Annotated in this window: 22 protein-coding genes; 16 read left to right on the forward strand and 6 right to left on the reverse strand. The window is 36.4% G+C overall.

Features of this window, described 5'->3' with window-relative positions; all coding sequences use genetic code 11:
• Positions 1–72: 72 nt before the first annotated feature.
• The 3 genes from CQZ94_RS17600 to CQZ94_RS17610 all read right to left on the reverse strand — a co-directional run bounded on the left by CQZ94_RS17600 (position 73) and on the right by CQZ94_RS17610 (position 2,578).
• On the reverse strand, positions 73–750 hold the full coding sequence (locus CQZ94_RS17600; protein ID WP_105586412.1) for an HAD family hydrolase: 678 nt from the start codon (positions 748–750) through the stop codon (positions 73–75).
• A 22-nt stretch (positions 751–772) separates the two neighbouring features.
• Positions 773–1,027: a YbeF family protein gene (locus CQZ94_RS17605; RefSeq protein ID WP_105586413.1), complete on the reverse strand. Its 255-nt coding sequence runs from the start codon at positions 1,025–1,027 to the stop codon at positions 773–775.
• Between the two features lie 165 nt (positions 1,028–1,192).
• Positions 1,193–2,578 carry a hypothetical protein gene (locus tag CQZ94_RS17610; protein ID WP_105586414.1) on the reverse strand — a complete coding sequence of 462 codons (1,386 nt, stop codon included), beginning with the start codon at positions 2,576–2,578 and terminating at the stop codon, positions 1,193–1,195.
• 323 nt (positions 2,579–2,901) lie between these two features.
• On the opposite strand from CQZ94_RS17610, the gene CQZ94_RS17620 reads away from it, so the two are divergent.
• Entirely contained in the window at positions 2,902–3,237 is a 336-nt protein-coding gene (locus CQZ94_RS17620; protein WP_105586415.1) for a YoqO family protein, read from the forward strand.
• Between the two features lie 16 nt (positions 3,238–3,253).
• Complete coding sequence (locus CQZ94_RS17625; protein WP_105586487.1) at positions 3,254–3,622, forward strand: YoqO family protein; 369 nt, start codon at positions 3,254–3,256, stop codon at positions 3,620–3,622.
• A gap of 32 nt (positions 3,623–3,654) precedes the next feature.
• Here the strand turns inward: CQZ94_RS17625 and CQZ94_RS17630 are convergent, their stop codons facing one another.
• Positions 3,655–4,179 (reverse strand): DinB family protein, encoded by a 525-nt coding sequence (locus CQZ94_RS17630; protein ID WP_105586416.1) that lies wholly within the window; start codon positions 4,177–4,179, stop codon positions 3,655–3,657.
• A gap of 86 nt (positions 4,180–4,265) precedes the next feature.
• Positions 4,266–5,336, reverse strand: coding sequence for a M24 family metallopeptidase (locus CQZ94_RS17635; protein WP_105586417.1), 1,071 nt, complete (start codon positions 5,334–5,336; stop codon positions 4,266–4,268).
• 460 nt (positions 5,337–5,796) lie between these two features.
• On the opposite strand from CQZ94_RS17635, the gene CQZ94_RS17640 reads away from it, so the two are divergent.
• Positions 5,797–6,978 carry a lysozyme inhibitor LprI family protein gene (locus CQZ94_RS17640; RefSeq protein WP_105586418.1) on the forward strand — a complete coding sequence of 394 codons (1,182 nt, stop codon included), beginning with the start codon at positions 5,797–5,799 and terminating at the stop codon, positions 6,976–6,978.
• 52 nt (positions 6,979–7,030) lie between these two features.
• On the opposite strand, the gene CQZ94_RS17645 is transcribed toward CQZ94_RS17640, so the two are convergent.
• Complete coding sequence (locus CQZ94_RS17645) at positions 7,031–8,740, reverse strand: Rqc2 family fibronectin-binding protein (protein WP_105586419.1); 1,710 nt, start codon at positions 8,738–8,740, stop codon at positions 7,031–7,033.
• A 105-nt stretch (positions 8,741–8,845) separates the two neighbouring features.
• Here CQZ94_RS17645 and CQZ94_RS17650 point away from each other — a divergent pair, with 105 nt between their 5' ends.
• The 13 genes from CQZ94_RS17650 to pknB all read left to right on the forward strand — a co-directional run bounded on the left by CQZ94_RS17650 (position 8,846) and on the right by pknB (position 24,138).
• The gene (locus tag CQZ94_RS17650) at positions 8,846–11,569 is read left to right on the forward strand and encodes a calcium-translocating P-type ATPase, SERCA-type (protein ID WP_105586420.1); all 2,724 of its coding nucleotides are present in this window, start codon (positions 8,846–8,848) and stop codon (positions 11,567–11,569) included.
• Between the two features lie 99 nt (positions 11,570–11,668).
• Positions 11,669–12,544, forward strand: coding sequence for a YicC/YloC family endoribonuclease (locus CQZ94_RS17655; protein ID WP_105586421.1), 876 nt, complete (start codon positions 11,669–11,671; stop codon positions 12,542–12,544).
• Positions 12,545–12,611: 67 nt separating this feature from the next.
• A complete protein-coding gene (gene remA, locus CQZ94_RS17660; RefSeq protein WP_001251456.1) occupies positions 12,612–12,875 on the forward strand; it encodes an extracellular matrix/biofilm regulator RemA in 264 nt (87 codons plus the stop codon).
• Positions 12,876–12,888: 13 nt separating this feature from the next.
• Positions 12,889–13,506 (forward strand): guanylate kinase, encoded by a 618-nt coding sequence (gene gmk / locus CQZ94_RS17665; RefSeq protein ID WP_001257739.1) that lies wholly within the window; start codon positions 12,889–12,891, stop codon positions 13,504–13,506.
• A 2-nt stretch (positions 13,507–13,508) separates the two neighbouring features.
• Entirely contained in the window at positions 13,509–13,721 is a 213-nt protein-coding gene (gene rpoZ / locus CQZ94_RS17670; protein ID WP_002088226.1) for a DNA-directed RNA polymerase subunit omega, read from the forward strand.
• A gap of 197 nt (positions 13,722–13,918) precedes the next feature.
• On the forward strand, positions 13,919–15,124 hold the full coding sequence (coaBC, locus tag CQZ94_RS17675) for a bifunctional phosphopantothenoylcysteine decarboxylase/phosphopantothenate--cysteine ligase CoaBC (protein WP_105586422.1): 1,206 nt from the start codon (positions 13,919–13,921) through the stop codon (positions 15,122–15,124).
• Positions 15,121–17,526, forward strand: a complete 2,406-nt coding sequence (gene priA / locus CQZ94_RS17680) for a primosomal protein N' (RefSeq protein ID WP_105586423.1) — start codon at positions 15,121–15,123, stop codon at positions 17,524–17,526. The genes coaBC and priA overlap by 4 nt, the downstream gene beginning before the upstream one ends.
• A gap of 11 nt (positions 17,527–17,537) precedes the next feature.
• On the forward strand, positions 17,538–18,008 hold the full coding sequence (gene def, locus CQZ94_RS17685; protein WP_105586424.1) for a peptide deformylase: 471 nt from the start codon (positions 17,538–17,540) through the stop codon (positions 18,006–18,008).
• A gap of 22 nt (positions 18,009–18,030) precedes the next feature.
• Positions 18,031–18,975 carry a methionyl-tRNA formyltransferase gene (fmt, locus tag CQZ94_RS17690; RefSeq protein ID WP_105586425.1) on the forward strand — a complete coding sequence of 315 codons (945 nt, stop codon included), beginning with the start codon at positions 18,031–18,033 and terminating at the stop codon, positions 18,973–18,975.
• A complete protein-coding gene (rsmB, locus tag CQZ94_RS17695) occupies positions 18,972–20,306 on the forward strand; it encodes a 16S rRNA (cytosine(967)-C(5))-methyltransferase RsmB (RefSeq protein WP_105586426.1) in 1,335 nt (444 codons plus the stop codon). Before fmt ends, rsmB begins: the two co-directional genes overlap by 4 nt.
• Positions 20,307–20,310: 4 nt before the next feature.
• Entirely contained in the window at positions 20,311–21,399 is a 1,089-nt protein-coding gene (gene rlmN, locus CQZ94_RS17700; protein ID WP_105586427.1) for a dual-specificity RNA methyltransferase RlmN, read from the forward strand.
• Positions 21,400–21,403: 4 nt separating this feature from the next.
• Positions 21,404–22,156 carry a Stp1/IreP family PP2C-type Ser/Thr phosphatase gene (locus CQZ94_RS17705; protein ID WP_002014501.1) on the forward strand — a complete coding sequence of 251 codons (753 nt, stop codon included), beginning with the start codon at positions 21,404–21,406 and terminating at the stop codon, positions 22,154–22,156.
• An 8-nt stretch (positions 22,157–22,164) separates the two neighbouring features.
• The gene (pknB, locus tag CQZ94_RS17710) at positions 22,165–24,138 is read left to right on the forward strand and encodes a Stk1 family PASTA domain-containing Ser/Thr kinase (RefSeq protein ID WP_105586428.1); all 1,974 of its coding nucleotides are present in this window, start codon (positions 22,165–22,167) and stop codon (positions 24,136–24,138) included.
• Positions 24,139–24,234 lie beyond the last annotated feature (96 nt).

Raw genomic sequence — 24,234 nt, forward strand, 5'->3', positions numbered from 1 at the left:
AAATACCCTATAGAATAGACTTTTTTTAAGTGTCTATTCTATAGGGTACATTTTAAAACGCAGTCGTTTTTTTTATATAATCGTTAAAAATTCACGTAAAGAGCGTATAGTGGGCACAGCGTATTTTAGCTGCGAGTTGTTCCGATTTAACCATATTCCATGCATTCCAGTTATTGTACTACTAATTGCATCCGTTTCTAATCGATCGCCAATATAATAGCAATCTTTCATTTCAAGATTCGATTGCAATACGGCCCTGTGAAAAATTTCTGGGTCTGGCTTCGATATACCAATTTCACTAGAAGTAAAAATATATTTAAAATATTGTAGAATGTTTAGAGCTGTTAATTTTTCGATTTGTTGTTCATAATCACCATTACTAATGATGCCCAATGAATAACCTCTTTGCTGTAAGGATTGTAATGTGTAGAGTACATCTTCAAACGCAATCCAGTTGTTCCTATATAGTTCTATATATTGATTGAATCTGTGCTGAGATTCCTCGAGTGATAAGTTTTCTCCATATGTTTTAAATAAATGATACATTCGCATCCATTGTTGTTCTTGAAAAGATAATTCCTTGGATAAAAATTTGTTGAAATATTGTTCGGATAATGCATGCCATAGTTTCGCAGCCTCTAATTCGTTTCCTGAAAAAATATCATTATATCTTTGGAAGAAATGTGAGATACCATTTCTCTCAGCAGTGTCGTAATCAAGTAAAGTGCCATCAATATCAAAGAAAATCATGTAAAAATCTCCTTATTACTAACTATTTGCGTACTACTGCAGCCTCGTATCCTTTCATAAATAACAAAGTCATATAAGAAACAATAAATGAGAAAATGCTGTACATGCCAACCCAAAAGAAAAATTTTGGAGTAAAGGCGATAACACCTATTATTAAAAAACTAGCAAACGTTACAATCGGCATTACGTAATACGTTTTCGTTCTACGTGTTCCAATAACAGAAATAATAAAGATAAGTAATGGACAAAGAAATAAGACGAAAATCAATTCATTCATAATTATGTCCCCTTTTCTAGTAGAAGTAATATGTTTCTTGTAAACGTTTTGAATAATTGCTCTTCTAAAATAATTTCGCTAAGTTACAAAAAATACCTTTTGAAAGTCGGATATTTTAATAATGACTGCAATAAAAAAACGTAAGCAAGTATTATCTTGCTTACGTTATAGAATAAACATCGCAACGATAGTGGTGACGATTAAGCCGATAACAACTGGTAAAAAGTTTCGGCGTGCGAGTTCAAATGGATCTACTTTACAAATCGCAGCGGCAGGAATAAGGGCCCAAGGAATTAAGGTTCCGCCCCCGGTCCATATGGCAGCGATTTGCCCGAGTGCTGTTAATGTAGCTGTTCCATGCCCAAGTGCTGTTCCGAAAAGGTTTGCAATCGAACCGGCAAGTGATATACCGGAAAAACCAGATCCATCTAAGCCTGTTATGACACCAACGATAGTTAATGTCCCAGCCGATACATATTGATTTAAAGGAACCGTTTGAGACAAAGCGATTCCTAAGTCGTTAATGATTCCGTGTGAACCTTTCGGTAAATAGTCTCCAATAATTTTCACAAAGCCGCTATCTCCTAAATAAAAAAGTGCAGCAATTGGAATAACTGGGCCAAAAATTTTAAATCCAAATTGGAGCCCCTCTATAAAATAATCTGTCGTTTTATTCAGGCCATTTCCTTTGTAGGCGATGAGAGAAATAATGATAATCATAATAACTGTCGTCCCGCCGATAAGTGCTGTTGCATCGCTTCCTTGTAGTTTAAATTGAATCATGCAAAGAATATCAATGATATATACGATAGGGATACATATGGCGAGCCATTTCTTTATGCGAGGAGATAATAAAATGGTAGTTTTGGATGGTTCAGTTGATGAAGTAGAATCTTGCAACGATAAGCCTGTATGAAATTCTTTTCGTAAAAAGAAAAATGCGATAGAAGTTGTAACAACGCCCATAACAATAACGAGGGGAACACTTGCAGAAACAACGCTGGAAACAGGGAGACCAGCAGCGTCCGCTGTTAATTTTGGAGCTCCTTGAATAACGAAGTCGCCAGATAAAGCAATACCGTGTCCAAATAAGTTCATAGCAATTGCGACTCCAATTGGAGGAAGGCCGACGCGTACAGCGACTGGTAATAAAATAGCTCCCATTAAGGCGACAGCTGGAGAAGGCCAAAAGAAGAAAGAAATGGTCATCATCAAAAGGCCGATAATCCAGTAGGCGAGTGTAGGTGTACGAATCATCTTGGTAAATGGTGAAATCATCGTATCATTTATGCCGGTATGAACGAGTAAATTGCTCATCGATACGATAATGGAGATGATTAATATAGTTGGTAATAGTTCAGTAATGGCGTAAATGAAACTTTGGAAAATCCCGCTAATGGCAAGAGGGATAGAACTTGTTGCAGTTAATGCTAGTAAAAAGATAAAAACGATACAAATGATCGTCGTATCTTTCCGAAGAATAAAGAAGGTAATAATGGTTAGTAAACAAAGAACATAGAGAGCGTGTAATAGTGTTAATTCAACTCCCATAACATTCACATCCTTTAGGCATTCGTGTAGTTCATTGTATGAAAGCAGTGAAAGTATGTGAGTATAGGAAAAAGAAAAAAGTGAAATTTCATGTACTGTAATGGTAAGAATTAAAAATGGAATTGAAGGAGGACTTATGCACAAAAAAATTGGTTTTTGGGGATTCATCCCGCTATTTGTGGGCAGTAAGACTCCCACCTCAAAAGTCGGCGAATGCGAGGGGGGGGGGAGGTGGGAGATCGACTGCCCGTAAAAGCCCGATTGGTGAAGGCTAATAATCAGTGGGGGATGGACAAAACCCCCACTGATTAAAGTTTCACTGTATCATATCTTGTAGTCTATTAATCATTTTAAAGCTATTTGCAAAGAATGAATGGATAAGTATTATACCTGTTCTCGGGTTTGTGTTTATACTTTTAAATAGCTGGGATGACATAAAACAACATAGTAAGAAAAGGATTGGAATTATGATAGGTATCATTGTTGTTTGTTCATTTGTCGTAGGGGTTATTTTAATAGAGGGCCAAAAGCAAATGGAGAAAATGTCTATTTTTCAAGAATGGATGTCGTCTGCGAAGGGTTTTTATATTGTAATTATAGTCGTTATTTTTCTAAGAGTCATAATAAGAATAGGGAATTACATATTAAAGAGAGGATAGAATGGAGGTAGTACGAATGAGAGAAAAAATAGGGTATTACGGTGTACTCGCTTGTTTAATATTATCAGTCATTTCAGGACAATTTCTTAAAAGTGAATGGATAGGCGTTATATTATGTATAGGAATATTGATTTTTGCTCCCATGTATCGCTGGGATGAATGGAAAGCATATAGTCGAAAAAAGAAAATTATTTTCAGCATCGAGTTTGTCATTATAATTAGTACGATTCTATTTTTGTTACTGAAAGGAAATGAGATAATAGATGGAATTGTAATTGTTCAAGGATGGTTATTTATCGCGAAATTGCTATATTTAATATGTATTCTAATAGCGCTAGCAGTGATTGCTAAAAAAGTAAACGGAAAAATATTTGCTAATGAATAGAAGAAAGTGCCACCGGATAAGGTGGCACCTTCTTACTTTACTGAATGAGCTTTTTGCATCTTCTTAATTAAACGAATTTGTCCGCGATGATTAATTTCATCTTCAAATACGTGAAACCATTTAAAGTAGTTATTTGCTGGTTTGTCATACCAAAATTCTTTCGTTTTAAATAACCATTCATCTGGTAAAGACTGAAATGTTTCAATAGTCTTAGAGCGTACTTCTTGTAATGTATTTATGTAAAATTCTATGGAGTTTCCTTTTATTTTCTCACGTCCAAGATCCCCTAACTCAACAGCAGGTAACCAACGTTCTAATTCAGAATCTGTCGGTTCACGATCTTCAAAGGTATGAATTTGGTAGTAAAATTCAATAGCAGCCATATGGTACAATAACATGCCAATTGAATTTGCCTCATCATCATATAAATAATCAAGTTCTTCAATTGTTAAGCCTTCCACCGCTTGCATTGTTGTATAACGAGCGTAATTCATCATGGAAATAAGTTTTGAAAATTCTACGTTTAAACCATCTATTTTATCAATTACAAAGTTCAATTAAAATTCCCCCTCTTTTAAACGAATACTCCAGAGAAGGAATTCTATGTGCAGAGAAAAACTCCTGTTAAAAAAGTTCATAATTTTTAACAAGGAATAACAATTAGCTCTCTATTTGCCTTTGTAATAACTTCATATCCGTCTTTTGTAATGACGATATCGTCTTCAATTCTACAACCGCCCCAGTTTGGTATATAAATGCCCGGTTCTACTGTAACAACCATACCTTCTTCTAAAGTAGCCTTACTTTCTTGGGATAGACGGAGAGGTTCATGAATTTCTAACCCAAGACCGTGACCAGTAGAGTGGCCAAAATATTGACCGTATCCATGTTCTGTAATGTAATCTCTCGTTATATCATCGATACTTTTTGCGGTTTCTCCAGGCTTAATTGCTTCAGTTCCACGCTTTAATGCTTCTCGTACAACATTATATATTTTTTTGAATTCTTCCGATGGTTCTCCAATTGCTACAGTACGTGTAATATCGGAACAATATCCATTATAAAGGGCACCGAAATCTAATGTAACGACATCGCCGCTCTCGATTATTTTATTCGATGCAACTCCATGAGGAAGAGAAGAACGAACACCAGAAGCTACAATGATTTGAAATGATGAGGACGTAGCTCCTTTTTTTCGCATGAAAAACTCTAATTCATCTCGGACATCGGTCTCACTTATTCCTGGTTTTAGAAACTTGAGAATGTGGTGAAATGCTTCGTCAGCAATATTAGCTGCAATTTTCATTATTTCTATTTCGGGTGTGTCTTTAATAATACGAATATCTTCGATGATTTCACACACCTGAACCATTTCTGCCTTCATATATTTTTGTAAGTTCTTATATTGTTGCAATGTCATGTTATTTTCTTCAATTCCAAGTTTTTGAATGTTTAATTTGGATACTTGATTTGCAACTTCTTTTTCTAAATTTCCTTTATGCATAATGATTTCTGCGTCTTTTATTTGTGATTTCGCTTGATCAACATAGCGAAAGTCAGTTATAAAAATAGCTTTATCCGCAGAGATTAAGACGACGCCAGCGCTACCTGTAAAGCCTGTTGCATATTGACGATTTTCTTTTTTTGTAATAAGTAATCCGTCAATTTCATAGTTTTTTAGTTGATTTTGGATTTTATTAATTCTTAAAGTCATGTTAATTCCCCCTTTTCACAGTATTGAATAAAGCAAATAGCGTGCCAAAAAATATCTTTAGAGAAAAAGATAGTGGGAATTACATATGTTTTAGAGAAGATAAGAAATTTAGCCCATTATTTGTGGGCGGTGGGCTGCTCGTGAAATACAGATTACTTCAATTAACAGTGGGAGAATGAAAAAAACATCAACTCAAGATTCACTTTCTTTACACACTGTAAAAAAATTTATACAAATACGAAATAGCACTGTCAAATTTTTTGAAAATATCGAAGTGAGGAAAGGAAAGGATAAGTGATGTTTAGAGTATATATTTGGAAAAACATTATGCTTACGTTTTGTTTTGATGTAAATTTCAATATATAAATGAACGATTATTATTGATATAATAGGGAATTGTTGGATTTCTCTCGAAGATAGGGATACGTAACAAATATGAAGGGATAAGGATTGTGAGTATATGAAAAAATTAAGTAAAGTAATGTCATTTTGCTTGGTAGCTAGTATGGTTGTTCTAGCAGGTTGTGAAAAAAGTGAAAACAAAGTTCAAGTAAATAAAACAATTGAACAGCTTGATGAAGCACCAGAAGTGACAGAAAAAGAAGCGAAAAAGATTGTAAGAAAGAGCGTAGATGGAATAGCAAACTCTTTTAGTGAAATGGAAAAAGAGAATGGATGGAGTCGAAATAATCCTGGAGATTTGGGTACAGCTAAAAAAGGCGTTAAGGGTATAGTTTCAGATAAGTTTCTGGAGAAACAGCTTCCAGGTTTGCTTGATACATTTAATAGGTCAAGGGAAACTGATATGTTGCCATTCCCAATTCATATTGAGCCCGACGTGAGGATAACTTATTCACAGAAAAATGATGTTTTAAAGATTGAGACACTTACCCTTGCAAATGACATGGGGAATGAAGCGGAGACATGGGAATTTATTTTAGTTTATACAGATGGAAAATGGTTAATGGATAGATGGTCATCAAATACGCCAGCAGATTTAAAGTTAACGAAAGAAGAAGCTAACGAGCTTCTTAGAGTTCAAGGTTTCAAGAATGTCTCTTTTGTTAGAGAAGAGAATAGTGGAAATAAGAAATATATTTTTAAAGAAAGTAACGGAGTAGTTGCTGTGGACGCCCAAACATCTGTTATTACTCACAATGTAGATGAGAAAGAACAAGAAAAGGTAACGAAAGAAGATTTTATTCAAGAGCAAGAAACAGCTAAGGGAAATGATTCCAGTACGTATACTAGTTCAAAAGAAGAGAAGCAGCCTAAAAAAGAATCTTCTTCAGTATTAGGTAAAACTAAGGTTCTAAATGAGTTAGCCGCTCTAGAAAATCAAGAAAAACATACAAATGTTATGACAACAAACGATATAGTTAATGAAATAGAAGGAAATTATCAATTGTGGGATAGTAAATTAAATGAAATTTACAGCACATTAAAAAATACGATGTCACCTGATGCATTTCAGTCGTTAAAAACGAAACAAATTGCGTGGGTTAAAGAAAAAGAAAGTAAAGTTACAGCAATTGGTACTGATCCAAACAATGGAACGATGAGACGTATAGAAGCTTCAGAAGAGAAATATAAGATGACAAAAGAAAGATGTTATGAATTAGTTAATGGATATATGAACTAAGCTGGAAAAATAAAAAATGCGTTGCTAGCAAGCCAAGCAACGCATTTTTTATTTACGCTTTTAATTTCATTACGATGTCAGCATCTGGTGTTACATATACTGTTTGTTGGTTATCATACGTAACGAATCCAAGTTTTGCACCACTCGGTTTTTTAACGTGACGTATTTTAGTGAAATCAACAGGTACAGAGCTAGACTCTTTTGCTTTACTGTAATAAGCGGCGATTTTTGCAGCTTCCAGTAAAGTTTCTTCAGCAGGTTCTAAAGAACGAATGACAACGTGGGACCCAGGTATGTCTTTCGTATGTAACCAAATTTCATCACGACGGGCAAATTTCGTTGTTAAATAATCATTTTGCTTATTGTTTTTACCAACGAAAATCTCTGTACCGTCACTAGCTAAATATTTATCCAATACTGGTTTTGTAGGTTTTTTCTTTGCGTTTTTCTTCTTACGATTGCGCACATATCCTTCTTCAGCTAGCTCCTCACGAATTTCTTCAATATCTTTTGAAGAAGCAGCTTCCATTTGTTGAAGTAAGCTATCGAAATAAAGAATTTCTTCATTGGTTTTTTTGATTTGTTCTTCTACAATAACAACTGAATTTTTTGCTTTTTGGTACTTTTGGAAATAGCGTTGTGCATTGTCAGATGGTGTTTTTAAAGGATCTAATGTGATTTTTACAGTTCCGCCATTTTCATCGTAATAATTAATGACCTCAATATCTTTATCACCTTTTTTCAAAGCGTACATATTGGCTGTAAGCAGCTCTCCAAATAGTTGATATTTATCTGCTTTTCCAGCATCTTGTAATGTTTTTTCAAGTTTAATAAGTTTTTTCTCATTTTTGTTTTTTTCGTTTTGCATAAAGCGTTCTAAATCGTGAGCCTGTTGTTTTACACGGTCTCGCTCCGCTTTTCCGAAAAAGAAACGGTCTAACAATTCACTAACAGATGAAAATGTTTTTTCTTTTCCTTGTAAGTGAGAAAGAGGGAATAGGTAAAAGAACTCTTTTCCATTCGCTGTTATCATTGCTGGCACGTACTGATGTGTTAGCAAAGGTTTTTGCAAGCTGAAGAAAGCTTCAGATAATGCTTTTTCATTTGCCATACCTGCTTTTTTTACAACTTCTTTTGCAAATAATGGGGAAATTCCCATGAATGCTCCGACAAGTTGTTTGTCCATGTTGCCAGATAAAAAGTCAAGCGGTTTAATAAAATCATCTTCTGTTTCGATAAGAAGCGGATTAACTTTATGTTGTGCTGGTGGGGCAACATATTCAGCTCCAGCATATACAGTACGATGTCGGTTTACCGCTAAAGAAACGTGTTTTAAGCTATCTAAAATAACATTTGTTTTCGTATCTACTAAGATAATATTACTGTGTCGTCCCATTATTTCGATTACTAATGTTTTTACTGATTCGTCACCGATTTCATTGCGACCGCGGACTGTAATTTGAATAATACGTTCTAAGTCAATTTGTTCAATTTTTTCAATAAATCCACCTTCTAAATGTTTGCGAAGAAGCATACAAAACATCGGCGGTAGCGCTGGTGAATCGTAGTTTTGATTTGTTAAGTGCATACGCGCATATGTAGGGTGAGATGAAAGAATCAGCTTTTGGTTTTTTCCGTTTGCTCGAATATGTAATAAAACTTCATATTTTGAGGGTTGATATATTTTTGAAATTCTTCCTGTTTGAAGAGAATTTGCAATTTCATGTGTAATTGCTCTTGTAAATAATCCATCGAATGCCATGAATGAACACTCCTTTCTAACTAAAAGTTAATTATAGCATTTTTTTGGACGAGGCTGAATAAGCTTTCATTAGAGTATGTCTGGAATCAGGAGGTCGATGGCAGGATGAATTGGTATGAAATGCGAGCACATGAAGTGGAGGAAAGAACGAATACGAATGTGGAGGTAGGTCTTACAGAGCAAGAAGCAGAGGGCCGATTAAAGAAATTTGGTACAAATGAATTGCAAGAAGCAAAGCGGCCTTCTGCGCTTATGGTGTTTTTAGCGCAATTTAAAGATTTTATGGTACTTGTTTTATTTGGTGCTACAATTATTTCAGCTTTTTTAGGAGAGTATATTGATTCGATTGCAATTGTTGCAATTGTTATTATCAATGGTGTCCTCGGTTTCTTTCAAGAGAGGAAAGCTGAAAAATCGTTGGAAGCTTTAAAAGAATTGGCAGCCCCTCAAGTTACTGTACTAAGAAATGGGAAGTGGATAAAAGCACCGTCAAAAGCGCTTGTACTAGGTGATATTATTAAGTTTTCTAGTGGTGACCGTATTGGCGCGGATGTTCGCCTTGTGGAATCTTCAAGTTTATATATTGAAGAATCGGCTCTTACAGGAGAGTCATTGCCTGTACAAAAGAAGGTAGAGGCGTTACAAGGCCAAGATGTTTCAATTGGTGATCAAAAAAACATGGCATTTATGGGGACGATGATAACGAGAGGTGCTGGAACAGGGGTAGTCGTAGCGACTGGAATGAATACAGCTATGGGGCAAATTGCAAATATGTTGCAAAATGCTGAGCAAATGGAAACGCCATTACAAAGAAGATTAGAACAGCTTGGAAAAATTTTAATTATTGTTGCTCTTATTTTGACGGCTCTTGTTGTACTAGCTGGTGTATATCAAGGGAATGAAGTGTATCACATGTTTTTGGCTGGGGTTTCGCTTGCTGTTGCGGCTATTCCAGAAGGATTGCCAGCTATCGTTACGGTTGCGCTATCACTTGGCGTACAGCGTATGATTAAAAAGAGGGCAATTGTGCGAAAGTTGCCAGCTGTAGAAACGTTAGGCTGTGCTTCTGTTATTTGCTCAGATAAAACAGGAACAATGACACAAAATAAAATGATGGTAACACATATGTGGTCAGGCGGAGAATTGTGGAAAGTAACAGGTCAAGGCTATGAGCCAACGGGTTCGTTTATGAAAGGTGAAGAAGTAATTGACCCTACTAAGACGAAATCACTGTATCAACTACTTACATTTGGCTGTTTATGTAATAATGCGAATGTTATTCAAAAGAAAAAGACGTATGTGTTAGATGGAGATCCAACAGAGGGAGCTCTCGTTGCTGCTGCAATGAAGGCGGGAATATCACGTGAAGCTCTTAAAGGAAAGTTTGAAGTCATTCGTGAATTTCCTTTTGATTCAACTAGAAAAATGATGAGTGTTATTGTTCGTGATCGTGAAGGCAAAAAATTTGTTATTACAAAAGGAGCACCAGATGTTCTTTTGCAAATGAGTCAAACAATTTTGTGGGGAAATAAGCAGCAGTCTTTAAGTGAAATGTATCGAAAAGAAGTGCAGGCAGCGATTCATAGTTTAGGAAGTCAAGCTTTACGAACGATTGCGGTGGCATTTAAACCGTTAAAAGCTACAGATTCAATTGAACATGAAAGAGAAGTCGAGCAGGATTTTATGCTTGTTGGAATACAAGGAATGATAGATCCGCCAAGACTAGAAGTGGCGCAAGCGGTGAAAGAGTGTAAGGAAGCTGGTATTAGAACGGTAATGATTACGGGAGATCATAAAGTGACAGCAATGGCAATTGCGGAACAGCTAGGGGCTTTACCGGCGGGTGGACGCGTTGTTGAAGGTGTAGAACTTGCGAATATGGATGTAGAGGCATTAGAAGATATTGTAGAAGATACGTATGTATTCGCTCGTGTGTCTCCTGAGCATAAATTGAAAATTGTTAAGGCGCTGCAAAATAAGGGGCATATAGTAGCTATGACAGGTGATGGAGTGAACGATGCTCCAGCTATTAAAACAGCTGATATAGGGATTGCGATGGGAATTACAGGGACAGATGTTGCAAAAGAAGCTTCTTCACTTGTGTTGTTAGATGATAACTTTGCTACGATTAAATCGGCGATTAAAGAAGGTAGAAACATATATGAAAATATTCGGAAGTTTATTCGGTATTTGTTAGCATCTAACGTTGGTGAAATTTTAGTTATGTTATTTGCGATGTTACTTGCACTGCCATTGCCGATGGTTCCAATTCAAATTTTATGGGTGAACTTAGTTACTGACGGTTTACCAGCGATGGCATTAGGTTTGGATAAGGCTGAAGGAGATGTGATGAAGAGAACACCACGCCATCCGAAAGAAGGGGTGTTCGCTAGAGGGCTTGCGTGGAAAATTATAAGTCGTGGTTTTCTAATCGGAGCAGTGACATTAGTAGCGTTTATTATTGCATTTAACCAGCATCCGAATGAATTGAAGTATGCACAAACGGTAGCCTTCGCAACATTAGTACTGGCTCAGCTTATTCATGTATTTGATTGTCGTAGTGAACATTCTATATTTCACCGCAACCCGTTTGGCAATATATATTTAGTAGGGGCGGTTATTATTTCTTTACTGTTAATGCTTGTAGTTATATATTATCCACCATTACAGCCGATTTTTAGCACAATGCCGATACAAGCACGAGATTGGTTGTTAATTGGGGGATTATCATCTATTCCGACCTTCTTATTAGTAGGATCCTTATTAACAAGAAAAAAGGAGAAAAAGAAAAAGCCACTGTTATATAAGAAGGGATTAAACTTGAAATAGTCAATGATATGAAAATATGATATAATTTACAGAAGGTAGTAGAGTTGCATCTCTATTACCTTTTTCATTGAGTTATTTCATGGCTTGGATGTGATAAAGATGATTTGTAGTATGACAGGATTTGGAAGGTCGAAGGTAGAAAACGATACTTTTCAAATAACAGTAGAAATGAAGTCGGTGAACCATCGTTTTTTAGAAATGAGTATTCGGCTTCCGAAGCAAATGATGGTGTTTGAAGACAAGATTCGTAAAATAATTGCAAAGCAAGTTCGCCGTGGACGTATTGAAGTGTCTATTAGTATAACAGGTGAAGGGCTTGTTGAAAGAAAATTAACTGTGAATTGGGAAATTCTTGAACAGTACCAATCCATTATGGAAGATATAAAAGGAAAATTTCAATTACAAGATTCTATTACACTTCAACAGCTAATGGGAATGCCGGAAGTAACGGCAGTTGAAGAAATAGAAAATGTAAATGAACAATTTGAAACCGGTTTATATGAGGCTGTTCGCCAAGCTGCTCATATGTTGAAAACGATGAGAGATGGCGAAGGAGAACGATTACATAAAGATATAGCATATCGTTTGCAAGAGATTCATAATTGTGTAAATGCAATTATTCCACATGCACCAATGGTTACACAAAAATATCGTGAACGATTAGAAAATCGCTTAAAAGAATTACATAACCAAGATTTAGATGAACAACGATTGTTGACCGAAGTAGCAATATTTGCAGAGCGTTCAGATATTCACGAAGAATTAGTTCGATTACAAAGTCATTTAGATCAATTTCATGAAGCACTGCAAATTACAGAGCCTGTTGGAAGGAAAATGGACTTCATCGTGCAAGAGATGCATAGGGAAGTTAATACGATAGGTTCTAAGGCAAATGACTTAACAATTTCAAAATATGTCGTAGAAATGAAAAATAACCTTGAAAAAATTCGTGAACAAGTACAAAATATTGAGTAGCTTTCAAAAAATATATAAAGTTATACGTGGTGGAGAAATCGGATAGACTTACTAGGAGGCGCAAACTATGGCCATGCGGTTTTTAAATATTGGATACGGGAATATTGTATCTGCTCATCGAATTATTGCTATTGTAAGTCCGGAGTCAGCTCCTATTAAACGAACAGTACAGGAAGCGCGTGAACATAATGCTTTGCTTGATGCTACGTATGGGAGAAAAACAAGGGCGGTTATTGTTATGGATGATGGGCATGTAGTATTAAGTCCAATTCAGCCAGAGACGATTGCACATCGTTTGAATAATAAAGAAGATTTAAGTGAGGAAGGGTAGGTTTTACATATTTATGAGAAGTAGAAGAGGATTGCTCATCGTTCTTTCGGGACCTTCTGGTGTCGGGAAAGGAACGGTTCGAAAAGAGCTGTTTAGCCATGAAGACACACGTTTTCAGTACTCTATTTCAGTAACGACACGTAAACCGCGTGAAGGTGAAGTAGATGGTGTGGATTATTTCTTTAAAGAGAGAGAAGAATTTGAAGAAATGATTCGTAATGAAAAGTTACTTGAATGGGCTGAGTTCGTTGGTAATTATTACGGAACACCGATTGATTATGTTGAAAAAACGTTACAAGAAGGAAAAGATGTGTTCTTAGAAATTGAAGTGCAAGGAGCAATTCAAGTTAAGAAAGCCTTCCCAGAAGGTGTATTTATTTTCTTAGCACCTCCAAGTTTATCTGAACTAAAGAACCGAATTGTCGGCCGTGGTACAGAAACTGAAGATGTTATTGAAAATCGTTTAACTGTAGCGAAAGAAGAAATCGAAATGATGGACGCTTATGACTATGTTGTAGAAAACGATCAAGTTGAATTAGCTTGCGACCGAATTAAAGCAATTGTGGTTGGTGAACATTGCCGCCGCGAAAGAGTGGCAAAATACTATAAAGAAATGACGGAGGGTCTATAATTATGTTAAATCCATCAATTGACTCATTATTAACAAAAATCGATTCTAAATATACACTTGTAACAGTAGCTGCAAAGCGTGCACGTGAAATGCAAATTGCTGACAATTGTGTTATTGAAAAGCCTGTTTCTTATAAATGTGTAGGTAAAGCATTAGAAGAAATCGATTTAGAAGTATTAAAATATATACCAAGCGATGACACAATAATTGATTAAGACATTCTTTTCGACAAATTAAAACATAGACTTTATAATTTTCTATGTAACGGTAACAACCTATTTACAAGTAGGTTGTTATTTTTTTACGATAGGGATGAAAAGGAATCGAAAAAGACGGAACGAAATACTGGTACTGACGAGCTGAAAATTCTATTTCAGTAGAATAAGTTTGAAAAAGAAAGAGGACGAGTCATATGCTAAAAGGGAAAAAGATACTTCTATGTGTAACAGGAGGCATTGCAGTTTTTAAAGCGGCTGCGTTAACAAGTAAATTGACACAAGCTGGCGCTCTTGTAAAAGTAATGATGAGTGAGTCGGCAATGAAGTTTGTTACGCCTCTTACATTTCAAGCACTTTCTCGCCATGATGTATATACGGATACGTTTGATGAGAGAGACTCGGCTGTTATTGCTCATATTGATTTAGCGGATTGGGCAGATGTTGTACTTGTTGCACCTGCTACAGCTAATTGCATTGGAAAGTTAGCTGGCGGTATTGCTGATGATATGATTACAACTACTTTGTTAGCTACTACAGCTCCAGTGTGGATTGCACCGGCTATGAATGTGCATATGTATGAAAATAAAATTGTTCAAAAAAACATGATGACGTTAAAAACATTAGGATATACATTTATTGAGCCTGGGGAAGGTTTTTTAGCATGTGGTTATGTAGCAAAAGGAAGACTGGAAGAACCTGAAGCGATTATTGGACGATTAGAAGAGGCTTTCTCAGAACAAAAACCATTGCAAGGAAAACGAATATTAATAACAGCTGGACCGACACGTGAAAAGATTGATCCGGTTCGTTTTATGACGAATTTTTCTTCTGGAAAGATGGGGTATGCGATCGCAGAAGTTGCAGCAGGCTTAGGTGCTGATGTCATACTTGTGTCAGGACCGACAGCATTAGAGTCACCATTACATGTCACAACAATACAAGTAGAATCTGCACAAGATATGTTAGAGGCAGTCCTTCAACATTATCATAATGTGGATGTTGTCATCAAAACAGCAGCCGTTGCAGATTACCGTCCGAAATATGTTCATGATAATAAAATGAAAAAGAAAAATGGCGGTGCTGTAATTGAATTAGAAAGAACAGTGGATATTTTAAAAACGTTAGGTGAGAAGAAGGACCGACAGTTACTTATCGGTTTTGCAGCTGAAACGACAAACATAGAGGAATACGCAACGAGAAAATTACGTGAGAAAAATGCAAATATGATTGTTGCGAATGACGTGAAAGCTCAAGGAGCTGGGTTTGGTACGGATACAAATATTGTGACAATGTATAGAAAAGATGGAGAAATTATTGAGCTGCCACTTTTAACGAAGAAAGAAGTGGCTCGTGAAATATTAAAGCAAATAGAAATGATGTTAGAAGATGATTGTGTATGAAGTTTGCAAGTGTAATTGTTGATGTACCTGCACGTCAAACAGATCGACCGTTTGATTATATTATCCCTAAAAAATGGGAAGATATCGTGCAAACAGGAATGCGTGTAGTAGTCCCATTCGGTCCGAGGAAATTGCAAGGTTTTATTATTGGCATAAAGGATTCGGTTGACCTAGAAAGTAAAAAGTTAAAAGCATTGTATGAAATATTAGATGTCACTCCGGTTTTAAATGATGAATTATTGAAGCTTGGGTATTGGCTTACAAGTGAAACGTTATGTTATATGATTTCAGCTTTTCAGGTGATGCTTCCGACGGCGATAAAAGCAACATATAAAAAGCGTCTGCAACTTCGTAACCAAGAAGAAGTAGCGCCAGAAATTCTTTCTTTATTTCAAGGGAAGGAAACGATAGATTGGGAAGCTATCGAAGCGCAGCCGCACCTATATCGCACTATTCAACAAGAAATTAAAAATGGTACGACTGAAGTAGTTTATCAAGTAAAGGATAAAGTGCAGAAGAAGAAACAAAGAGTAGTTCAACCGGAGTTGCCGGCAGATAAATTGGAATTAGCAGCATTTGAACTGAAAAGCAAAAAACAACAAGACGTACTCTATTATTTTGTAGAAAACTACAAAAGTGTACCGTTAAAAAATTTAACAGAAGAATTTCAAATAACAGATGCTCCAATAAAAGCACTTGTTAAAAAGGGTCTAATCTCAGAAAAGTATGTAGAAGTATACCGGAATCCGTATGACGATGATGATTTTGAACAAACGAAACCATTTCCGCTTACTGAGGAACAAAAACAAGTAATTACACCGATTATGTCATCAATTACAAATGAAACTTACAATCCATTTTTACTATATGGTGTTACAGGAAGTGGTAAGACTGAAGTGTATTTACAATCTATAGCAGCGGTGTTGAAGAAAGGAAAAGAAGCAATTGTACTTGTTCCTGAAATTGCGCTAACGCCCCAGATGGTAGAGCGCTTTAAAGGTAGGTTCGGTTCGCAAGTTGCAGTTCTTCACAGTGCGCTTTCTGTTGGCGAGAAATATGATGAATGGCGAAAGATATTAAGAAAAGAAGTGAAAGTTGTAGTTGGTGCGCGTTCAGCTATTTTTGCTCCATTTGAAAATTTAGGAATCATTATTATTGATGAAGAGCATGAATCAAGTTATAAGCAAGAGGATAACCCAAAGTATCATGCAAGAGATGTAGCAGTGTGGAGAGGACAATACCATAAGTGTCCAATCGTTCTCGGAAGTGCAACGCCGACACTTGAATCGTTTGCTAGAGCGAAAAAAGGTGTCTATGGGTTGCTTACAATGGAAAAACGTATGAACAAACAAGCTTTGCCGACTGTAGAAATTGTTGATATGCGTGAAGAGCTTCGTGATGGAAATCGCTCAATGTTTTCAAAGGCACTGCATGAAAAAATAGCAGATCGATTAGAAAAGAAAGAACAAATGGTTCTCTTTTTAAATAGAAGGGGTCATTCTACGTTTGTGATGTGCCGTGATTGTGGGTATGTCGTACAATGTCCGCATTGTGATATTTCGTTGACATATCACAAAATGAACCATCGTTTAAAATGTCATTATTGTAGTCATGAGGAAAATATGCCAACGGAGTGTCCTGCTTGTAATAGTGCGTATATTCGTTTCTTTGGTACAGGGACGCAAAAGGTTGAAGAAGAAATCACAAAACTATTCCCTGAAGCGCGGGTCATTCGAATGGATGTGGATACAACAAGCCGTAAAGGAATGCATGAAAAATTATTAAAGGCGTTTGGTGAAGAGAAAGCAGATATATTACTTGGAACACAAATGATTGCAAAAGGGCTTGATTTTCCGAAGGTGACGCTTGTTGGGGTTTTAACGGCGGATACGATGCTTCATCTACCTGATTTTCGGGCGAGTGAAAAGACATATCAGCTATTGACACAAGTGAGTGGACGTGCAGGAAGACATGAATTGCCAGGGGAAGTTGTAATTCAAACGTATACGCCGGAACATTACAGTGTAGAATTAGCAAAGAATCAACAATATGATGTATTTTATGAGCAAGAAATGCAAATGAGGCGAATGAGACAATATCCGCCATATTACTACGTTGTACTTGTAACTGTATCTCATCCGGAATTATTAAAGGCAGTCCAAGTGACGGAAAAAATTGTCGGTCATTTACGAACGCAGTGTTCAAGGCAAACAATGGTGTTAGGGCCAGTTGCTTCAGCAATTCCAAGGATAAAAGATAGATATCGTTACCAATGCATGATAAAATACAAACGGGAACCAAACTTAAAGAACGTGCTCAAAATGGTAAATGAACATTATCAAGCAGAAATGCAAAAAGAGCTACAAATCTCAATTGATTTTAATCCAACAATGTTAATGTAGCGGAGGGAAATATGGCAGTTTTAGAAATTGTAAAGCATCCAAATGAAGTGTTAGAAACACCATGCGAAAGAGTAATTGACTTTGATAAAAAGTTAGTAAAATTGTTAAAAGATATGCATGAAACAATGTTAATTGCAGACGGTGTTGGTCTAGCTGCGCCACAAGTAGGTGTAAGCTTACAAGTTGCTGTTGTTGATATAGGTGATGATACGGGTAAAATTGAATTAATTAATCCTGTTATTTTAGAAAAACGTGGTGAACAAGTAGGTCCCGAAGGCTGCTTAAGCTTTCCGGGACTTTATGGTGAAGTGGAGCGTGCAGATTACATTAAAGTACGTGCGCAAAATCGTCGCGGTAAAATATTTTTATTAGAAGCGGATGACTTCTTAGCGCGTGCAATTCAGCATGAAATCGATCATTTACACGGTGTTTTATTTACATCTAAAGTGAAAAGATATTATGAAGCAGGCGAATTAGAATAGGTTTAAAAGGAGCGGTTTTTGAATGATGAAAGTAGTATTTATGGGGACACCGGACTTTTCTGTGCCGGTGCTTCGTCGTTTTATCGAGGACGGATATGACGTAGTTGGTGTTGTAACGCAACCTGATCGTCCAGTTGGTAGAAAAAAGGTTTTAACACCTACTCCTGTTAAAGTAGAAGCGGAGAAACATGGTATTCCAGTATTACAGCCGTTAAAAATTCGTGAAAAAGACGAATATGAAAAAGTATTAGCACTAGAGCCAGACTTAATTGTAACAGCGGCATTTGGACAAATCGTACCGAATGAAATTTTAGAAGCGCCAAAGTATGGATGTATTAATGTCCACGCGTCATTACTTCCAGAACTTCGCGGTGGTGCACCAATTCATTATGCGATCATGGAAGGTAAAGAGAAAACAGGTATTACAATTATGTATATGGTAGAAAAATTAGATGCTGGCGATATATTAACGCAAGTAGAAGTAGAAATTGAAGAGCGTGAAACAACAGGTTCATTATTTGATAAGTTAAGTGAAGCAGGAGCACACCTTTTATCTAAAACGGTTCCTTTACTAATTCAGGGTAAACTAGAACCAATTAAACAAAGTGAAGCTGAAGTGACGTTTGCATATAATATTAAACGTGAGCAAGAGATAATTGATTGGACAAAAACAGGTGAAGAAGTATACAATCACATTCGCGGATTGAATCCATGGCCAGTTGCTTATACGACTTTGGCAGGACAAGTTATTAAAGTATGGTGGGGAGAGAAAGTCTCTATTACAGAGAAAGCTGAACCAGGTACAATAGTAGCTCTTGAAGAAGATGGATTTGTTGTTGCAACAGGGAATGAGACAGGCGTTAAAATCACTGAATTGCAACCATCTGGTAAAAAGCGTATGAGTTGTTCACAATTTTTACGTGGAACAAAACCTGAAATTGGTACGAAGTTAGGAGAAAATGCATGAGACAAAATATTCGTGAGTTAGCTCTGGATGGCTTAATTCAAGTAGAAAAAAGTGGTGCATATAGCAACTTACTTTTAAATAATCTGATTGAAAAAAATACAATTGACAGAAAAGATATTGGTTTATTAACTGAAATGGTATATGGAACAATTCAACGTCGTGACACACTAGATTATTATTTACAACCATTTTTAAGAAAAAAGGTTGAAGCGTGGGTAAGAGTGTTGCTTCGCCTATCTCTATATCAAATGCTATATTTAGACAGAGTTCCAGAAAGAGCGGCTATTCATGAAGCAGTTGAGATTGCAAAGCGTCGTGGGCATAAAGGGATTTCAGGCATGGTGAACGGAGTATTGCGTTCAATTCAGCGAGAAGGTGTACCTTCGTTAGAAGAAATCGAAAATCCAGTAGAACGTCTTGCAATTGCAACGAGTCATCCAATGTGGCTTGTACAAGAATGGGCATCCGAATATGGTTTAGAGACAGCAGAGAAAATGTGTGAAGTAAATATGTTGCCACCTGTACCAACAGCACGTGTAAATGTTGATAAAGTAACGGTAGAAGAAGCGGTTGCGTTATTAGCTGATGAGGGTATAGAAGCAAAACGTGGCGAATTGTCAGAGGATGCAATTCAAATTGAAAGAGGAAATGTCGCACATACAGAAGCGTTCAAAAAAGGTTTCCTTTCTATTCAAGATGAAAGCTCAATGCTTGTAGCACGTGCTTTAGAACCGAATAAAGGAGATGCAGTTCTAGATAGTTGTGCTGCTCCTGGCGGAAAAACAACTCATATTGCAGAGCGTTTGGACGGAACTGGTAAGGTAATGTCGCTTGATTTACACGCACATAAAGTACGTTTAATTGAACAACAGGCGAAGAGACTTGGTTTAGAAAATGTAGAAACGATGGCTTTAGATGCTAGAAAAGTTCAAGAGCATTTTGCAAATGAATCTTTTGACAAAATATTAGTAGATGCACCATGTTCTGGATTTGGTGTTATTAGACGTAAACCTGATATTAAGTTAGGTAAAGATAAGGGCGATAGTGAAAGGTTATCAACGATTCAACTTGCGATACTAGAAAAAATAGCACCATTGTTAAAACAAGGTGGTCGCCTTGTTTATAGTACTTGCACAATTGAAAAAATAGAAAATGAACAAGTAATAAAGCAATTTTTACAAGAGCATCCTGAATTTGAATGGGATACTACGATAAAAGATCGCATGCCAGAAAAGTTAAATCCGTATATTGATGAAGGTCAAGTACGAATTTTACCGCATTATTTTGCAACAGATGGCTTTTATATTGCTTGTTTAAGAAAGAAGGTGTAGCATCATGGAAACGACTGTAAAAAAACAAAAGAAAAATCTAGAAACAAAGAAACCATCAATTTATTCTTTACAACTTCATGAAATGCAAGATTGGTTAAAGGAACAAGGAGAACCTAAATTCCGTGCAGGACAAATTTTTGATTGGCTATATAAAAAACGTGTAAAAAATTATGAGGATATGTCAAACCTTGCTAAAGGATTGCGCGATAAATTGTCGAATTCCTTTGATATTACTACTTTAAACACTTTAGTAAAACAAACGTCTTCGGATGGAACAATTAAATTCCTATTCCAGTTATACGATGGGTACTCTATTGAAACTGTACTAATGCGACATGAATATGGAAATTCCATTTGTGTAACAACACAGGTGGGTTGCCGCATTGGCTGTACGTTCTGTGCTTCTACACTTGGTGGGTTAAAACGAAACTTAGAGGCTGGAGAAATTGTAGCGCAAGTAGTAGAAGTTCAGCGTGCGCTTGATGTAACAGAAGAACGTGTAAGTTCTCTTGTTGTTATGGGAATTGGAGAACCATTTGATAATTATGATAACTTAATGTCATTCTTACGCATTGTAAATCATGAAAAAGGAATTCATATTGGTGCAAGACATATGACAGTTTCAACAAGTGGAATTGTTCCAAAAATTTATAAGTTCGCTGAAGAAGATATGCAAATTAATTTTGCGATTTCATTGCATTCTGCAAATACAGAGTTACGTTCAAAATTAATGCCGATTAACCGTGCCTATAAGCTACCAGATTTAATGGAAGCTGTTAAATACTATGTAAATAGAACAGGGCGTCGTATTACGTTTGAATATGGCTTATTTGGAGGGGAAAATGACCAAGTTGAGCAAGCTGAAGAACTTGCTTCGCTCTTAAAAGGTGTAAAATGTCATGTAAACTTAATTCCGGTAAACTACGTGCCAGAACGTGATTATGTACGTACGCCACGAGAGCAAATTTTCTTATTTGAAAAGACGCTAAAAGATCGTGGAGTGAATGTAACAATTCGCCGTGAACAAGGTCATGATATTGATGCAGCCTGCGGTCAGTTGCGTGCAAAGGAGCGCAAAGAAGAGACGAGGTGACGAGATGAAAGCCGTGTTTCTATCGGATAAAGGAAAAGTTCGTCAACATAATGAAGATAGTGCAGGAGTTTTTCGCAATTTAGATGGAAATATTTTAGCGGTAGTAGCAGATGGAATGGGAGGTCATCGAGCTGGCGATGTAGCTAGCTCGATGGCTATTCAATTATTCCATGATTATTGGAAGCAAACGCATAATATGAATGAGCCTAAAAAGGTAGAAAAGTGGTTACATACTAACGTTGGAATTATTAATGAGCGCATATATGCTTACTCTAAGCAGCATGCAGAATGTAATGGCATGGGAACAACACTTATAATAGCCATTTGTACATCGAATTTTGTGACTATAGGTCATATAGGAGATAGTCGGTGTTATATGGTATCAGAGGGGAAAATGACGCTTGTAACGGAAGATCATTCGCTTGTAAATGAACTTGTGAGACATGGCGAAATTTCAAAGGAAGATGCAGAATATCACCCGAAAAAGAATGTTTTGTTAAGAGCATTAGGAAATGAAGAAACAGTTGGATTAGATGTTAAAACATTGGTGCTTGAAGAAGATGATCAATTACTTCTTTGCTCGGATGGATTGTCGAACAAAGTTTCTATTGCTGATATGCAACAAATTTTACAATTGAATGAACAGCTCGAGGCGAAGGGAGAGCATCTCATTCAATTAGCAAATGATCGTGGTGGAGAAGATAATATTACCCTCGTTATTATTGATTATACGGATTCGACAAACGAAAGTAGGTGAAGTGCAACGTGCTGATTGGAAAACGCTTAAATGACCGTTATAAGCTGCTGAAAATGATTGGCGGTGGAGGAATGGCCAATGTATATTTAGCTCATGATGATATACTTGGCCGAGATGTAGCGGTAAAAATATTAAGACTCGACTATTCAAATAACGAAGAGTTTATTAAACGTTTCCATCGAGAAGCGCAATCTGTTACAACGTTGTCGCATCCAAATATTGTGAATATGTATGATGTTGGGGAAGAGGATGGTATATATTATCTTGTAATGGAATATGTACCTGGACGAACATTGAAGCAATACATAATTGATCGAGGGATGTTACCGATAGGAGAGGCTCTTGATATAATGGAGCAGTTAACGTCCGCTATGGCACACGCCCATCATTTTGAGATTGTACATCGCGATATTAAACCGCACAATATTTTGATTCGAGATGACGGAGTGGTCAAAGTAACAGACTTTGGAATTGCGACAGCTACAAGTGCAGCAACGATTACACATACAAATTCGGTGCTCGGTTCGGTGCATTATTTATCACCAGAACAAGCGCGCGGCGGTATAGCGAATAAACAATCAGATATTTATTCACTTGGAATTGTTATGTTTGAATTGTTAACAGGAAGACAACCGTTTTCTGGTGAATCTGCTGTTGCAATTGCGTTAAAACATTTACAAAATGAAATGCCATCTCCAAAAAGATGGAATGAAAATATTCCACAAAGTGTTGAAAATATTATATTGAAGGCAACTGCGAAAGATCCGTTCCATCGATATCAATCTGCTAACGCGATGAAACGAGATATTGAAACGGCACTATACCCAGAACGAATAAATGAACAACCATTTTACATACCAGAAGATATGGAAGCAACGAAAGCGATTCCAATTATTCAACAAGAACAACTATTTCAAAATGTAAGTGATGAAACGATTGTATTAAAAGGAAGTAAAGTGGATGAACAAGTAAGAAAAGAAGAGACCGAATCAGGTAAGAAGAAAAAGCGAAGTAATAAATGGCTGAAAGTTTTAATTACAACATTTTTACTTTTAGCGATAGGGATAACCTTAGCACTTACTGTTATTCCAGGCTTCTTTATTCCGAAAGATGTGAAGGTTCCTGATGTGGCTGGTATGAAATATACGACAGCTGTAAATACATTAGTTGAAAAAGGTTTTGAAGTTACTGAACCTAATCTTGTATATACAGATGATGTTGAAGCCGGAAAAGTGATAAAAACAGATCCTATAGCAGGAAGAGTAGTGAAAGAAAACTCTAAAATTACTATCTACCAATCAGGTGGGAAAAAGAAAAGTAAGATGCGTGATTTGACAGGAAAAGATTTCGAGAGTATAAGAGCTGAGTTAGAAGAAAAATATAAACAAGTTACAATAAATTATATTGAAAATGATAAGCCGAAAGGTGAAATTGTAGAGCAAATCCCAACGCCTGATCAAATGGTTATAGAGGCAGAACAAGAACTGAAAATTTGGGTAAGTAAAGGACCTTATCAAATAAGACCAGGTGATTTTTCAGGATGGACTGAAAATAGTGTAAAAGGTTATTTAAATGAAAGAAAGCTTGTTTCTGATATAAAAAGAGAGTATTCAGATACGGTTGATAAAGGCCTTGTTATTTCACAGTTACCAAAGCCTGGGACACCTTTAAAAGAAGGAGATAAAGTATCGATTGTTATCTCCGATGGTCCGAAGCCTAAAGTAACGAAAACGGTAAAAGTGGATAACATTTCTATCCCATATGAAGCTTCTGCAACAGGTGAGAAAAAGCCGCAAACAATAGAAATTTATAAAGAAGATATGCAGCAAAAAATGGATAAACCAGTTGAAACGAGAACAATTACTGAGTCAGCGATTATTTCTTTAGAATTTGTAATTCAAGAAGGTGCAAAGGGACATTATAAAATTGTCCGAGATGGAGTAACGATTATGGACAAGGAGGTACCATATCCAGCTCAATAATAGTGAATTCCATCGTCCTTATATAGAAGATGGAATTTATTACTCTTGCCTGTTATGCTGTCTACATCGTGGACTGTATAGCAGGCAAAAATATAT

Source organism: Bacillus sp. MYb209 (genome assembly GCF_002975175.1).
In the GTDB taxonomy this organism is placed as follows: domain Bacteria; phylum Bacillota; class Bacilli; order Bacillales; family Bacillaceae_G; genus Bacillus_A.

Bases quoted from the DNA above. Each gene is read 5' to 3' on its own strand.
- CQZ94_RS17600 (WP_105586412.1), bottom strand. From the start codon at position 750: ATGATTTTCTTTGATATTGATGGCACTTTACTTGATTACGACACTGCT.
- CQZ94_RS17605 (WP_105586413.1), bottom strand. From the start codon at position 1,027: ATGAATGAATTGATTTTCGTCTTATTTCTTTGTCCATTACTTATCTTT.
- CQZ94_RS17610 (WP_105586414.1), bottom strand. From the start codon at position 2,578: ATGGGAGTTGAATTAACACTATTACACGCTCTCTATGTTCTTTGTTTA.
- CQZ94_RS17625 (WP_105586487.1), top strand. From the start codon at position 3,254: ATGAGAGAAAAAATAGGGTATTACGGTGTACTCGCTTGTTTAATATTA.
- CQZ94_RS17635 (WP_105586417.1), bottom strand. From the start codon at position 5,336: ATGACTTTAAGAATTAATAAAATCCAAAATCAACTAAAAAACTATGAA.
- CQZ94_RS17640 (WP_105586418.1), top strand. From the start codon at position 5,797: ATGAAAAAATTAAGTAAAGTAATGTCATTTTGCTTGGTAGCTAGTATG.
- CQZ94_RS17645 (WP_105586419.1), bottom strand. From the start codon at position 8,740: ATGGCATTCGATGGATTATTTACAAGAGCAATTACACATGAAATTGCA.
- CQZ94_RS17650 (WP_105586420.1), top strand. From the start codon at position 8,846: ATGAATTGGTATGAAATGCGAGCACATGAAGTGGAGGAAAGAACGAAT.
- CQZ94_RS17655 (WP_105586421.1), top strand. From the start codon at position 11,669: ATGATTTGTAGTATGACAGGATTTGGAAGGTCGAAGGTAGAAAACGAT.
- remA (WP_001251456.1), top strand. From the start codon at position 12,612: ATGGCCATGCGGTTTTTAAATATTGGATACGGGAATATTGTATCTGCT.
- gmk (WP_001257739.1), top strand. From the start codon at position 12,889: ATGAGAAGTAGAAGAGGATTGCTCATCGTTCTTTCGGGACCTTCTGGT.
- rpoZ (WP_002088226.1), top strand. From the start codon at position 13,509: ATGTTAAATCCATCAATTGACTCATTATTAACAAAAATCGATTCTAAA.
- coaBC (WP_105586422.1), top strand. From the start codon at position 13,919: ATGCTAAAAGGGAAAAAGATACTTCTATGTGTAACAGGAGGCATTGCA.
- priA (WP_105586423.1), top strand. From the start codon at position 15,121: ATGAAGTTTGCAAGTGTAATTGTTGATGTACCTGCACGTCAAACAGAT.
- def (WP_105586424.1), top strand. From the start codon at position 17,538: ATGGCAGTTTTAGAAATTGTAAAGCATCCAAATGAAGTGTTAGAAACA.
- fmt (WP_105586425.1), top strand. From the start codon at position 18,031: ATGATGAAAGTAGTATTTATGGGGACACCGGACTTTTCTGTGCCGGTG.
- rsmB (WP_105586426.1), top strand. From the start codon at position 18,972: ATGAGACAAAATATTCGTGAGTTAGCTCTGGATGGCTTAATTCAAGTA.
- rlmN (WP_105586427.1), top strand. From the start codon at position 20,311: ATGGAAACGACTGTAAAAAAACAAAAGAAAAATCTAGAAACAAAGAAA.
- CQZ94_RS17705 (WP_002014501.1), top strand. From the start codon at position 21,404: ATGAAAGCCGTGTTTCTATCGGATAAAGGAAAAGTTCGTCAACATAAT.